At 71.0% G+C, this 13,153-nt stretch carries 12 protein-coding genes; 1 reads left to right on the forward strand and 11 read right to left on the reverse strand.

From position 1 onward, the window contains the following. Positions 1 to 113 precede the first annotated feature (113 nt). Genes AB0G50_RS35215 through AB0G50_RS35225 form a run of 3 tightly spaced genes read right to left on the reverse strand, consistent with a single transcriptional unit; the run spans position 114 to position 2,700 of the window. Positions 114 to 740: a hypothetical protein gene (locus tag AB0G50_RS35215; protein ID WP_360118212.1), complete on the reverse strand. Its 627-nt coding sequence runs from the start codon at positions 738 to 740 to the stop codon at positions 114 to 116. Beyond that, positions 737 to 1,999: a histidine--tRNA ligase gene (hisS, locus tag AB0G50_RS35220; RefSeq protein ID WP_360118215.1), complete on the reverse strand. Its 1,263-nt coding sequence runs from the start codon at positions 1,997 to 1,999 to the stop codon at positions 737 to 739. The genes AB0G50_RS35215 and hisS overlap by 4 nt, the downstream gene beginning before the upstream one ends. A 2-nt stretch (positions 2,000 to 2,001) precedes the next feature. Then, a complete protein-coding gene (locus AB0G50_RS35225; RefSeq protein WP_360118218.1) occupies positions 2,002 to 2,700 on the reverse strand; it encodes an MBL fold metallo-hydrolase in 699 nt (232 codons plus the stop codon). 150 nt (positions 2,701 to 2,850) lie between these two features. On the opposite strand from AB0G50_RS35225, the gene AB0G50_RS35230 reads away from it, so the two are divergent. Further along, positions 2,851 to 3,711 (forward strand): peptidylprolyl isomerase, encoded by an 861-nt coding sequence (locus AB0G50_RS35230; protein WP_360118221.1) that lies wholly within the window; start codon positions 2,851 to 2,853, stop codon positions 3,709 to 3,711. A 152-nt stretch (positions 3,712 to 3,863) separates the two neighbouring features. Here AB0G50_RS35230 and AB0G50_RS35235 read toward each other — a convergent pair whose 3' ends face one another. From AB0G50_RS35235 to ruvC, 8 genes are all read right to left on the reverse strand, one after another. Continuing rightward, positions 3,864 to 6,167: a bifunctional (p)ppGpp synthetase/guanosine-3',5'-bis(diphosphate) 3'-pyrophosphohydrolase gene (locus AB0G50_RS35235; RefSeq protein ID WP_360118224.1), complete on the reverse strand. Its 2,304-nt coding sequence runs from the start codon at positions 6,165 to 6,167 to the stop codon at positions 3,864 to 3,866. 272 nt (positions 6,168 to 6,439) lie between these two features. Then, positions 6,440 to 6,931: an adenine phosphoribosyltransferase gene (locus AB0G50_RS35240; protein ID WP_360118227.1), complete on the reverse strand. Its 492-nt coding sequence runs from the start codon at positions 6,929 to 6,931 to the stop codon at positions 6,440 to 6,442. Between the two features lie 23 nt (positions 6,932 to 6,954). Further along, on the reverse strand, positions 6,955 to 8,124 hold the full coding sequence (gene secF, locus AB0G50_RS35245; RefSeq protein WP_360118230.1) for a protein translocase subunit SecF: 1,170 nt from the start codon (positions 8,122 to 8,124) through the stop codon (positions 6,955 to 6,957). A gap of 1 nt (position 8,125) precedes the next feature. After that, entirely contained in the window at positions 8,126 to 9,982 is a 1,857-nt protein-coding gene (gene secD, locus AB0G50_RS35250; protein ID WP_360118233.1) for a protein translocase subunit SecD, read from the reverse strand. A 202-nt stretch (positions 9,983 to 10,184) separates the two neighbouring features. Continuing rightward, positions 10,185 to 10,565, reverse strand: a complete 381-nt coding sequence (gene yajC / locus AB0G50_RS35255; RefSeq protein WP_360118245.1) for a preprotein translocase subunit YajC — start codon at positions 10,563 to 10,565, stop codon at positions 10,185 to 10,187. A 106-nt stretch (positions 10,566 to 10,671) separates the two neighbouring features. Next, complete coding sequence (ruvB, locus tag AB0G50_RS35260; RefSeq protein ID WP_360118236.1) at positions 10,672 to 11,712, reverse strand: Holliday junction branch migration DNA helicase RuvB; 1,041 nt, start codon at positions 11,710 to 11,712, stop codon at positions 10,672 to 10,674. Next, on the reverse strand, positions 11,709 to 12,287 hold the full coding sequence (gene ruvA / locus AB0G50_RS35265) for a Holliday junction branch migration protein RuvA (protein ID WP_360118239.1): 579 nt from the start codon (positions 12,285 to 12,287) through the stop codon (positions 11,709 to 11,711). The genes ruvB and ruvA overlap by 4 nt, the downstream gene beginning before the upstream one ends. After that, positions 12,284 to 12,865, reverse strand: a complete 582-nt coding sequence (gene ruvC, locus AB0G50_RS35270; RefSeq protein ID WP_360118242.1) for a crossover junction endodeoxyribonuclease RuvC — start codon at positions 12,863 to 12,865, stop codon at positions 12,284 to 12,286. Before ruvC ends, ruvA begins: the two co-directional genes overlap by 4 nt. Between the last annotated feature and the right edge of the window lie 288 nt (positions 12,866 to 13,153).

The raw sequence follows: 13,153 nt of genomic DNA on the forward strand, positions 1-13,153 counted from the left end.
CGGCGCCCCCGTGCCAAATGCGGTTGGGCTTCGCCCAGGCCATACGGGGAGAACACGAGGCCCCGGCGTTAAGGCAAGCGCGCCTTCGGCGCTTCAGGCTGGGGTGGTGGGGGTCAGTCCAGGGTTGAGACGAACCTCGAGATGGCGTCCGGGTTCAGTTTTTGGGCCAGGCGGCCCTGTGGGGCCAGTGAACCCAGTTGGTACAACGGGCGGTCTGCTGCCGGTAGGCCCCTGGCCTCGGCCTTCAGTTGGGCTACCAGTAGTTCCGAGAACACCACGCCCTTGGCGTCCGCCCGGCCGGCCAGGACGTCCGCCAGTTTCCGCAGGGCGAAGACACCTTGTTCTCTGCCGCCCGTGCCCGCGTAGATGGCCAGGGCCAGGTTGATCGCCTTGCGGTTTCCCCGGACGAACAGGCCCACCGTGCGGGAGCCTCGGACGTCGGTCACCAGCAGGTCCAGGGTGTCGGCCGTGTGGAGGTCCACCGAGCGGGTGCCGAAGGCGCGGACCGACAGGACGTGGCCCGCCAGCCACACTCTTCGCCTGGCCTCCGAGACGGCCAGCAGCACCAGCGGCAGGAACAGCACCGCCGCGGTCGCCACGCCCGCCGCGCGGCCCGCCAGCAGGCCCAGCAGACCGCCGAAGGCGGCGGCGACGATCAGGGCGCCGATCGCCACCGTTCGTGCCCTCTTCCGGACGGTGGCCGGGTCCAGCAGGTCCAGGGGGATCGGCTCGTCGCTCACCTGGCCAACGCCTCCAGGACCGCCGGTACCACGTCGGCCAGCGGCACGGGGCGTTGTTCGCCCGTGGCCAGGTCCTTCAGCTGCGCCACGCCGGCCTCGATGTCGCGCTCGCCGAGCACCAGGGCGAACTTCGCGCCGGACTTGTCGGCGCCCTTCATCGCGCCCTTCAGGCCCTTGCCGCCGTACGCCAGGTCGAAGCGGACGCCCGCCGCGCGCAGCGGCGCCGACAACCCCACCAACCGGGACTTCGCCACCTCGCCCAGCGGCACGCCGTAGACGTCGCAGCGGGTCTCGTCGCCCGGGGTGATGCCCTCCACGCCGCACGCCAGCAGCGCGCGGTCCACGCCGAGGCCGAAGCCGACGCCGGAGAGGGGTTGGCCGCCCAGCTGCTCCATCAGGCCGTCGTAGCGGCCGCCGCCGCCGATGCCGGACTGCGCGCCCAGACCGTCGTGCACGAACTCGAAGCAGGTCTTGGTGTAGTAGTCCAGGCCCCGCACCATCCGGGGGTTCTCCACGAACTTCACGCCCAGGTCCGCCAGGTAACCCTTGACCTGGTCGTAGTGCGCCCGCGCCGAGTCCGACAGGTGGTCGACCATCAGCGGCGCGTCGGCGACCAGCTCGCGCACCTCGGGCCGCTTGTCGTCCAGCACCCGCAACGGGTTCAGCTCGGCGCGACGGCGGGTGTCCTCGTCCAGCGGGAGCTTCGCGAGGAACGCCTGGAGCTTCTCGCGGTACTCCGGGCGGCACGTCGCGTCGCCCAGCGAGGTGAGCTCCAGCCGGTAGCCGGTCAGGCCCAGCGCGCGGAAACCCGCGTCCGCCACCGCGATCGCCTCGGCGTCGACCGCCGGGTCGTCCACCCCGACGGCCTCGATGCCGACCTGGTGGAACTGGCGGTAGCGGCCGGCCTGGGGCTGCTCGGCGCGGAAGAACTGGCCCGCGTAGGCCAGTTTCACCGGCAGCTGCCCGCGGTCCAGACCGTGTTCGATCACCGCCCGCATCACGCCGGCCGTGCCCTCGGGGCGCAGCGTGAGCGACCGGTCGCCCCGGTCGGTGAACGTGTACATCTCCTTGGTCACCACGTCGGTGGACTCGCCGACGCCGCGCGCGAACAGCGCCGTGTCCTCGAACACCGGCAGCTCGACGTACCCGTACCCGGCGAGCCGGGCCGCCTCGAGCAGCGTCTCGCGGACCTTCGCGAACGAGGCCGACGTGGGCGGGATGTAGTCGGGGACGCCCTTGGGCGCCTGGAAAGTCGTCACTTCTACAGTCCTCGGTGTGGTGCGGCCGGCGCGTCGTCGCCCAGTTCCAGCAGGAACGGGTTGCTCGCGCGCTCGCGGCCGATCGTCGTCGTCGGGCCGTGGCCGGGAAGGACCACCGTGTCGTCGTGCAGCGTCAGCACCTTGTGGCGCAACGACGTCAGCATCGCGCGGTGGGACCCGCCCGGCAGGTCGGTGCGTCCGATGGAGCCGGCGAAGAGGGTGTCGCCGGACAGCACGAGCCGTCCGCCCTCCTCCGTGCCGGCGCGGAACATCACCGACCCGCCGGTATGGCCCGGGGTGTGGTCGACGGTCAGCCTCAGGCCCGCGAGGTCCAGGTCCGCGCCGTCGGACAGCGCGCGCACCTCGGCCGGCTCGCGCATCACGAGCTTGCCGCCGAAGAACGCGGCCGACTCGGCGCTGACGCCGCGCAGCGGGTCGCTGAGCAGCACGCGGTCGTCGGGGTGGATCCACGCGGGGATGTCGTTGCCGTCGCACACCGGGGCGACGGAGAACGAGTGGTCGAAGTGGCCGTGCGTGAGCAGCACCGCGACCGGCGACAACCGGTGGTCGCGCAACGCCTTCGCGATCGGCTCCTCGGCGTCCTGACCGGGGTCGACGATGACGCACGGCTCGCCCTCACCGGTCGCCAGCAGGAAGCAGTTGGCCTGGAGGGCGCCGGTCGGGAACCCGAGCACGAGCACGCGGAACACACCTCTCGACGGCAACGGATCGACAACGGATCGCGGTGGACGGCGTCACCAGCCTATCCGGCATACACCAGTCATATACGAGCCCCCTAGACTGCTGACCCGACGTCGCCAGTCGACGCGAGGAATAAAGGGAGGTTGCAGGTGCCGACCAACGTGCAGCGCCGCGAGCAGGCCAAGCGGAAGCTGGAACGCCAGCTGGTCCGCCGGCAGGAGCGTGCGAAGCGGCGCCGGATCGGGGCCGTCGTCACGACCGTGGTCGCGGTGGTCGCCGCGACGGGTGTCGTGTACTTCCTCGCGACCCACGACTTCGGCTCGAGCACGGACACCGCGGCCAGCTCGACCGCCGCGAAGCCGATCACCATCCCGACCGAGGTCAAGGCCCTGCCGAAGCGCCCGACCCCGCTGGCCGACCCGGTGACGTGCGAGTACCGCACGTCGAAGGAGCCGTCGGCGAAGGAGGGCACGAAGGCGCCCGAGGCCACCGGGATCTCGTCCACGGGGACGCTGACCGCCACGATCAAGGCCAACATCGGCGACCTCAAGCTGACGTTGGACAAGTCGTTGGCGCCGTGCACGGTGAACAGCTTCGTGAACTTGATCAACCAGAAGTACTACGACGGCAGCACGTGCCACCGCATCGGCACGGAAGGCCTCCAGATGCTCCAGTGCGGTGACCCGACGGGCACCGGCCAGGGCGGCCCGGGGTACGCGTTCGACAACGAGACCTGGCCGGAGCTGACCTACGGCCGCGGCTACCTCGCGATGGCGAACGCCGGCCTGGACCAGGAAACGCAGAAGGGCACCAACGGCAGCCAGTTCTTCATCGTGTACGGCGACGCGCAGCTCTCGCCCGACTACACGGTGTTCGGCAGCCTGGACGAGGCCGGTCTGAAGCTGATCGACGACGTGGCGCGCGCCGGCCACGACGGCTCGTTCGACCCGTCGCCCGGCGGTGGCAAGCCGAACAAGGAAGTCAAGTTCGAGAGCGTCACCGTCGGCTGACACCCGGCACGCGCAAGAGCCCCGGCCCTCGGGAGAGGAGGGCCGGGGCTCTTGTGTCTTCCCCGCCGGCGGGCCCCGTCAGGCCGTGCCGACGCGCAGATGCTGACACCGGGCGTTGACGTTTCGCTGACGCGTGCGGCCCCGGGCCGCGCTCAGGACGCGGACGTGACCCGGTAGACGTCGTAGACGCCCTCGACCGACCGCACGGCCTTGAGCACGTGGCCCAGGTGCTTGGGGTCGCCCATCTCGAACGAGAAGCGGGACACCGCCACCCGGTCGCGCGACGTCGTCACGCTCGCGGACAGGATGTTGACCTTCTCGTCGGCCAGCACCTTCGTCACGTCGGACAGCAGCCGGTGCCGGTCGAGCGCCTCGACCTGGATGGCCACCAGGAACACCGAGGACGCGCTGGGCGCCCACTCGACGTCCAGCAACCGCTCGGGCGTCTTGAGCAGCTCGTCCGCGTTGGTGCAGTCCGTCCGGTGCACCGACACGCCGCCGCCGCGCGTCACGAACCCGAGGATGTCGTCACCGGGCACCGGCGTGCAGCAGCGGGCCAGCTTGACCCACACGTCCGAGGCGTCCTTGACGATGACGCCCGCGTCGCCGGTGACCCGCCGCCGGGTGACCGTGGACGGCGTGGACCGCTCGGCCAGCTCCTCTTCCGCGTGGTCGACCCCGCCCAATTGGGCGACGAGCCGTTGCACGACGTGCCGGGCGGAGGTGTGCCCCTCCCCCACGGCCGCGTACAGCGCGGACACGTCCGGGTAGTGCAGCTCCTTGGACAGCGCGCCCATCGAGTCGGCCGACACCAGTCGCTGCAAGGGCAGTCCGACGCGGCGGACCTCCTTGGCGATGGCGTCCTTGCCGAGCTCGATCGCCTCTTCCTTGCGCTCCTTGGCGAACCACTGCTTGATCTTCGCCTTGGCCCGCGGCGACGCGGCGAACGACAGCCAGTCGCGGGACGGCCCCGCGCCCTCGGCCTTCGAGGTGAAGATCTCGATGACCTCGCCGTTCTCGAGCTTGCGCTCGAGCGCGACGAGCCGGCCGTTCACCCGCGCGCCGATGCACCGGTGCCCGACCTCGGTGTGCACGGCGTAGGCGAAGTCCACCGGGGTCGATCCGGTCGGGAGCGTGACGACGTCACCCTTCGGGGTGAACACGAAGATCTCGCGGGCGGCCAGGTCGAACCGCAGCGACTCCAGGAACTCGCCCGGGTCCGCCGCCTCGCGCTGCCAGTCGAGCAGCTGGCGCATCCACGCCATCTCGTCGACCTCGACGCCCTTGCCGTTGTGGGTGCCGCGGGTCTCCTTGTACCGCCAGTGCGCCGCGATGCCGTACTCGGCGGTGCGGTGCATGTCGTAGGTGCGGATCTGGACTTCCAGCGGCTTGCCGTCCGGCCCGATGACCGTCGTGTGCAACGACTGGTAGACCCCGAACCGCGGCTGCGCGATGTAGTCCTTGAACCGGCCGGGCATCGGCTGCCACAGCGCGTGCACCACGCCCATCGCGGCGTAGCAGTCGCGCACCTCGTCCACCTGGATCCGCACGCCCACGAGGTCGTGGATGTCATCGAAATCGCGACCGCGCACGATCATCTTCTGGTGGATCGAGTAGTAGTGCTTCGGCCGGCCCTCGACCTTGGCGGTGATCCGCGCGCCCTCCAGCTGCGAGGTCAGCTCCGTGATCACGCCACCCAGGTAGGTATCCCTCGACGGGGCGCGGTTGGCCACCAACCGCACGATCTCGTCGTACTTCTTGGGCTGGAGGATCGCGAACGCGAGGTCCTCCAACTCCCACTTCACCGTCGCCATGCCCAGCCGGTGGGCCAGCGGCGCGAGCACCTCCAGCGTCTCCCGCGCCTTGCGCGCCTGCTTCTCGGGCGGCAGGAACCGCATGGTGCGCATGTTGTGCAACCGGTCGGCGAGCTTGATGACCAGCACCCGGGGGTCCTTGGCCATGGCGATGACCATCTTCCGGATGGTCTCGGCCTCGGCCGCCGCGCCGAGCTTGACCTTGTCGAGCTTGGTGACCCCGTCCACCAGCAGCGCGACCTCGTTGCCGAAGTCCTCCCGCAACTGGTCCAACGAGTAGTCGGTGTCCTCGACCGTGTCGTGCAACAACGCCGCGACCAGCGTCGTCGTGTCCATCCCCAGCTCGGCGAGGATCGTCGCCACGGCCAGCGGGTGGGTGATGTAGGGGTCCCCGGACTTCCGCCGCTGAGGCCGGTGCTTCTCCTCGGCCACGTCGTAGGCGCTCTGCAACAGGGCGAGATCGGCCTTCGGGTGCAGATCCCGGTGCACCGCCGCCAACGGCTCCAACACCTGCTTGACCGGCGCGGCCCGCTGGGCCGTGATCCGCCGCGCCAACCGAGCACGCACACGCCTGGTAGCCGACGGCGCCCGAGCCGCCACGGGCTGCGCCGCCGAGGAGGCGGGTTCGATGTCCTGGCTCAACCACGCTCCCAACCAAAGGGTTCCGAACCCCGAGGATAACTCCGCCACAACCCGCGGCCTGCCGACATCCGCCGAGCGGCACGCCGGGCACGACGAACAGCACCCCCACTTAACCCCGGCAGATCGCGGTGGTCACCACCTTGGACCCCAGGTCACAACACAATCAGGCAACAACCGCCCGGCGACCCGGGGCGCGGGTCGGCCGGCCGGGCAACAGCACGGGCACCCCGACCGGAGTGGTCGGGGTGCCCGGGTGGAGGACTCGCGGAGAGTCAGACGGTGAGGAGCGAGGCCACGGGGTAGGGCGACAGGGCGGCTCGGCCGGCGAGGGAGGCGATCTCCAGGACCACCGAGACGCCGACCACCACGCCCCCGGCCGCCTCGACCAGGGAGCAGGCCGCGGCGGCCGTCCCGCCGGTGGCGAGCACGTCGTCCACCACCACGACCCGTTGACCGGGCAGGACGCCGTCCGCGGGCAGTTCCAGCGAGGCGGTGCCGTACTCCAGCGCGTAGGAGGCCCGGTGTGCCACGGCCGGCAGCTTCCCGGGCTTGCGCAGCGGCACGACCCCGTACCGCCAGCCGTAACCCAGGGCCGCGCCGAGCAGGAAACCCCGGGCCTCCACCGCCGCGACCACGGTCGCCGACGGGTCGATCTGCCCCTGCAACGCGTCCACCACGCACCGGAACGCGTCGGGGTCCGCCAAAACGGGCGTGAGGTCCCGGAAGACCACCCCCTCGCGGGGGAAGTCCGGGACCTCACGCATCAGCCCTAGGGCTCGTTCCAGTTTCAACGCTGCTTCTTGCCGGTCGGCCGCCGCCGGGCGTCCGCGGCCTTGGGGGTGCGCGCGGGCGCGCTGGACGCCGCCGACATGGCCTTCTCCCGGCGCAACTCGGCCTCGAGCGTCGCGTCGTCCGTCGACTCGACCACGTCGCCGTCGACCACGGCCGCCCGCCGGGCCAGGTTCTCCCGCCGCGCCGTCACCCGCGCGGCCTGCGCCTTGTACCGCAGGTCGCGCATCTTCAGGTCGACCGCCACCGGCGTCGCGATGTAGATCGAGGACAGCGCGCCGATCGCCATACCGGTCAGCTGCACCAACGCGAGGTCCTTCAGCGTGCCGACGCCGAGCAGGCCCACGCCGATCGCGAGCAGCCCGAGCACCGGCAGCAGCGCGATCAACGAGGTGTTGATCGACCGCATCAGCGTCTGGTTGACCGCGAGGTTGGCCGCCTCGCCGTAGGTCCGCCGGGTCAGCCCCAGCAGCCCGCGGGTGTTCTCCTTGACCTTGTCGAACACGACGACCGTGTCGTAGAGCGAGAAGCCGAGGATGGTGAGCAGACCGATCACCGTCGCGGGCGAGACCTCGAACCCGACGATCGAGTAGATGCCGGCCGTGATCACCACGTCGTGGATCACCGCGACGAGCGCCGCGACGGCCATCGACCACTCGAAGTACAGGGCCAGGAAGATCGCCACCGCGATGAAGAACACCAGGAGCGCGATCAGCGCCTGGGTGGTGATCTCGCCGCCCCAGGACGCCGACACCGCGCTGTCGCTGATGGCGGTCTGGCCGCCGTTCGGCTTCAGGTCGGCCTCGAGGCCGGTCTTGACCTTGGTGACCTGGTCCGCGTCGAGGGTCTCGGACCGGATCTGGATGGTCTCCGACGCGCCGGTGCCGACGCTCTGGACGACCACCGGCTCCTTGCCGATCGCCTTGGTGAAGGCTTCCTTCGCCGCGTCGGTCGAGATGGTGCCCGCCGAGCTGCTGGCCGGCAGCTGGATGCGCGTGCCACCGGTGAAGTCGATGCCGAGGTTGAAGCCCCGCAGCACGATCGACAGGATGCACACCAGCAGCACCGCGCCGAAGACCACGTACCAGCGCTTGCGCTTGCCGACGATGTCGAACGCGCCCGTGCCCACGTAGAGCCGGTGGAACACGCTGCCCTTGGACTGCGACACGTCAGACCTCCTTCGCGGCTGCGGTCTTCGCGACGGCGCGCTCTTCGGCGCCCGCCTGCGCGACCTTGCCGAGGCCCGACACCTTCGGGCCGGACAGGGACTTCGACTTCGACACGAGCACGACCAGCGGGTGCGTGACCAGGAAGACCACGACGAGGTCGAGCACGGTCGACATGCCGAGGGTGAACGCGAAGCCCCGCACCTGGCCGACGGCGATGACGTACAGGATGGCCGAGGCGAGGAAGCTGACCGCGTCCGCCGAGAGGATCGTACGACGCGACCGGACCCAGGCGCGCGGCACGGCGGAGCGGAACGTCCGCCCCTCACGCACCTCGTCCTTTAGTCGTTCGAAGAAGACGACGAACGAGTCGGCCGTGATGCCGATCGCGACGATGAAGCCGGCGATGCCCGCGAGGTCGAGGGTGAACCCGATCCAGCGGCCGAGCAGGACCAGCACCGCGAAGACCAGGCCGCCGGACAGGACCAGCGACAGGATCGTGAGGATGCCGAGCAGGCGGTAGTAGAACAGGCAGTACACGAACACCAGCGCGAGGCCGATGCCACCGGCGATCAGACCGGCCTCCAGCGACGCGAGACCCAGCGACGCGGACACCGTCTCGGCCTCGGAGGCCTCGAAGGACAGCGGGAGCGAGCCGTACTTCAGCACGTTCGCGAGGCTGTCCGCCTCCTTCTGCGTGAACTGGCCGCTGATCTGGGTGCTGCCGCCCAGGATCGCCTCGTTGATGTTCGGCGCGGACACGACCTCGCTGTCCAGCACCACGGCGACCTGCTGGCCGACGTTGGCCGAGGTGAACTTGCCCCACTTGGAGCCGCCCTCGCTCTTGAACGAGAGGTTCACGATGAAGCCGGCGCCCTGCGGGTCGGTGCCCGACACCGCGTTGTCGATGTCCTCACCGGACAGTCGCGAGTACAGGCTGTAGTCGTCGGCCTTGACGCTGCCGTCGGTCGGCGGCGTGACCGGCGCGAGCAGGTACTTCGTCGCGCGGTCCTGGTCGCAGGTCAGCAGCGGCTTCGCGGCGTCGTCGTTGCCCAGCAACGGGTCGATCTTCGGGCAGGTGAACGCGGCGAGCGCCTGCTGGACGGTCTGCGCGTCCAGGCCGGCGAGCTGCGGGTCCTGCCGGCAGGTGCGGGAGGCCTCGATGGCCTTCGTCGGGTCCTCGGGGTACTGACCGTTGAACACTTCCTGGCAGTTGACCTCCGGCGCGGCCGAGGAGGTCGGCGCCGCGGAGCCGGACGTCGGCGCGGCCGACCCCGAGGTCGGCGCGGCGGAACCCGAGGCGGGCGCCGTCGTGGTCGCCGGCTGGCCCTCGTAGGCGGGCGCCGGGCGGCCCTGCGCGGTCGTGGTCGGCGCGGCGGAGCCGACCGTCGCGGACGGCGCGGTGCCCGCGGACGTCGGCGCGACGGAACCGGAGGTCGGCGCGGGCGCGGTGCTCGACTCGGTCACCGGCGGCGTATTGGGCGCGGGCTGGCCGATGACCTTGCGGAAGTTGAGCTTCGCGGTCTGGCCGAGGCGCTTGGCGCCCTCGCTGTCGGTGCCCGGGACCGTGATCACCAGGTTGGTGCCGTCGCGGACGACCTCCGCGCCCAGCACACCAAGGCCGTTGACCCGGGTCTCGATCAGCGTCCGGGCCTGGTTCAGGGCCTCGTCCGTCGGCGCCTTGCCGTCGGGTGCGCGCGCGGTCAGCGTGACGCGCGTGCCGCCTTGGAGATCGATACCGAGCTTGGGGATCGGCTTGTGATTCCCGGTGAAGAACACCAGGGAGTACAGCGCGACCACGATGAGGACAAATGCGCCCAGGTACTTCGCTGGGCGGATCTGCCCGGCCGGAGGTGCCACGGTCCGTCCGTCTCCTCGAGAAGGAATGGTGGTGTCGACCCGCCGCTGTCAAGCCGATCGGGCCGTGAGCAGCACGCCTTCGCCCGAAAGTGGAGAAGTCCGGGCGAGGGCGCAGCGTACCCCGCGTCGTGTGAGCTGCGCGTCACTGCCCGACGCCGGCCTGTTGACCGTTGCCGGTCGGGCGGAACGCGACCCACGGCGGTCAGTTCTTGGTCTTGCTCTCCTGCTTGACGGCGGCGTCCGACTCGGACACGGGCTCGTCCACGTGCTCTTCGACGGCGTCGACGTCCTCGACGTCGTCCACCACGGCGTCGCTCTCGACGTCGGCGACGATCTTCTCGCGCACGGCCTGGCGCAGCCAGGTGGTGACGACGCCGTCGGCGATCTCGAGGTCGATCGTGGTGTCGTCGCTCGCGTCGGCGACGGTCGCGTACAGCCCGGAGGTGGTCATCACCCGGTCACCCGGCTCCAGGGCGTCCAGCAGCGACTTCTGCTCGGCCACCGCGCGCTTCTGCTTGCGGGCGCTGAGGAACAGCGGCACCGCGAGCAGCACGAGCAGCAGCGGGAACATCAAGGAAGACAGGTTGCCCATCATTCTCCGATCAACCGGACGAGGTGGGGGCAGGTGTGCCCGGAACGTCCGAATTCCTGGGGTGCCGCCGCCGATTGTGCCAGGTCAGTGCCGGCGCTCATTCGGCAGTGTCTTCGAACAGCGAGCGCGCGGCGTCGCCGAACGCCTTCGGCGGCGGTGTCAGACCGAGGTGTTCCCAGGCCCCCGCCGTGGCCACGCGACCACGCGGGGTGCGCGCGAGCATGCCCGCGCGCACCAGGTAGGGCTCGCAGACCTCCTCCACCGTGGTGGGTTCCTCGCCGACCGCGACGGCCAGCGTGGAGACGCCGACCGGGCCGCCGCCGAACGAGCGCACCAGCGCGCCGAGCACCGCCCGGTCCAGTCGGTCCAGACCCAGCTCGTCCACGTCGTAGACGGCGAGCGCGTCCCGGGCGATCTCGAGGGTGACGGCGCCGTCCGCGCGCACCTCGGCGAAGTCGCGGACCCGGCGCAGCAGCCGGTTGGCGATCCGGGGCGTGCCGCGGGACCGGCCGGCGATCTCGCGGGCGCCGTCCGGGCGCAGGTCGACCTCCAGGATCCGGGCCGAGCGGCGGAGGATGAGGTCGAGCTCCTCGGCGCTGTAGAACTCCATGTGCGCGGTGAAGCCGAACCGGTCGCGCAGGGGTCCGGTGAGCGCGCCGGACCGCGTGGTGGCGCCGACGAGGGTGAACGGGGCGATGTCCAGCGGGATGCTGGTCGCGCCCGGGCCCTTGCCCACCACGACGTCGACCCGGAAGTCCTCCATCGCCAGGTACAGCATCTCCTCCGCGGGCCTGGCCATGCGGTGGATCTCGTCGATGAACAGGACGTCGCCCTCGACCAGGTTGGACAGCATCGCGGCCAGGTCGCCCGCGCGTTCCAGCGCCGGGCCGGAGGTGATCCGCAGCGACGCGCCCAGCTCGGCGGCGATGATCATCGCGAGGCTGGTCTTGCCGAGTCCGGGCGGGCCGCTGAGCAGCACGTGGTCCGGTGGCGCGCCGCGCTTGAGGGCGCCGTGCAGGACGAGTTCGAGCTGTTCGCGGACCTTGGGCTGACCGACGAACTCGTGCAGGTCCCTCGGGCGCAGCGTGGACTCGACGTCGCGGTCGGCCGGGTCGGGCATCGGGTCGAGTTCGGTCATTTGCGGCCCAGGGTGGCGAGGGCGCGGCGGAGGACCTCGCTGGTGCCGAGCGAGCCGTCGCCCGCGAGCACCGCGTCCACGGCGGCGTCGGCCTGCTTGGCCGGGAAGCCGAGTCCGAGCAGCGCCTCGGCGACCTGGGTGCGGGTGTTGCCCGCGGTGGTCTCGGCGTGCTGGACCTGGCCGACCTTGTCCCGCAGCTCGATGATCAGGCGTTCGGCGCCCTTGCGGCCGATGCCGGGCACCTGGGTGAGGACGGTGATGTTGCCGTCGGCGAGGGCGGCGCGGAGCTTGTCCGGCTCGAGGACGGCGAGGGTGGCGAGGGCGAGCCGCGGGCCGATGCCGGAGACGGTCTGGAGGAGGCCGAACAGCTCGCGGCTGTCGGGGTCGGCGAAGCCGAAGAGGGTCAGCGAGTCCTCGCGCACCACCAGGGAGGTGGACAGCGTGGTCTCCTCGCCGCGGCGGAGGGTGGCGAGCGTCGTCGGGGTGGCCTGGACGGCGAACCCCACGCCGCCGACGTCGACCACCACGTGGTCGAGGCCGATGGACAGCACCTGGCCGCGCAGCGACGAGATCACCGGGCGTTCCTCCCGTTCTGGGCTTGGAGAGCGCTCGCCAGTCTGGCCTGGTGGGTTTTCGCCAGCGCGGCGGCCCTGGCTTGGGCTTCCTGGAGGCGGGTGCGCATGGGTGCGCGCCAGAGGTGGCAGATGGCGAGTGCCAGCGCGTCGGCGGCGTCGGCGGGTTTGGGGGCGGTCTTGAGGCCGAGGAGTTTGGTGACCATGGCGGTGACCTGGGCCTTGTCCGCCTTGCCCGAGCCGGTGACGGCGGCTTTGACCTCGCTGGGGGTGTGGAAGGCGACGGGGAGGTCGCGGCGGGCGGCGGCGAGTGCCACGACCCCGCCGGCCTGGGCGGTGCCCATGGCGGTGCGCACGTTGTGCTGGCTGAACACCCGTTCGATGGCGACGACCTGGGGTTGGTACTTGTCGAGCCACTCCTCGACGGCGTCGGAGAGCTGGAGGAGCCGCCGCGCCAACTCCTCGTCGGCGGGCGTCCGGACGACGTCGACGGCAACGTGCCGCACCGTCCGCCCGGCCCCACCGTCGACCACACCGAACCCGCACCGGGTCAACCCGGGGTCGACCCCGAACACGCGCACGCCACACCCTCCGCCCGACGAACACCAGTTCGAACCCTATCGGCCACACACCGCTCCCCCGGCCCGACACGCCCGCCCGACCTGATCGTCCCATCGTTCAACAATCCCCCACCCCTTCATGAGGATCGTAGAACAATCCCACAATCATCCTCTCCTCCGACCCGCTCGCACCTCCGACTCACTCGCGGTCGGCGCGGTCGGCGCGGTCGGCGCGGTCGGCGCGGTCGGCGCGGTCGGCGCGGTCGGCGCGGTCTGGGCTGGAGGGGTGGGGCGGTGGGTCTGGTCAGG

The sequence above is a fragment of the Actinosynnema sp. NPDC020468 genome, assembly GCF_040642015.1.
In the GTDB taxonomy this organism is placed as follows: domain Bacteria; phylum Actinomycetota; class Actinomycetes; order Mycobacteriales; family Pseudonocardiaceae; genus Actinosynnema.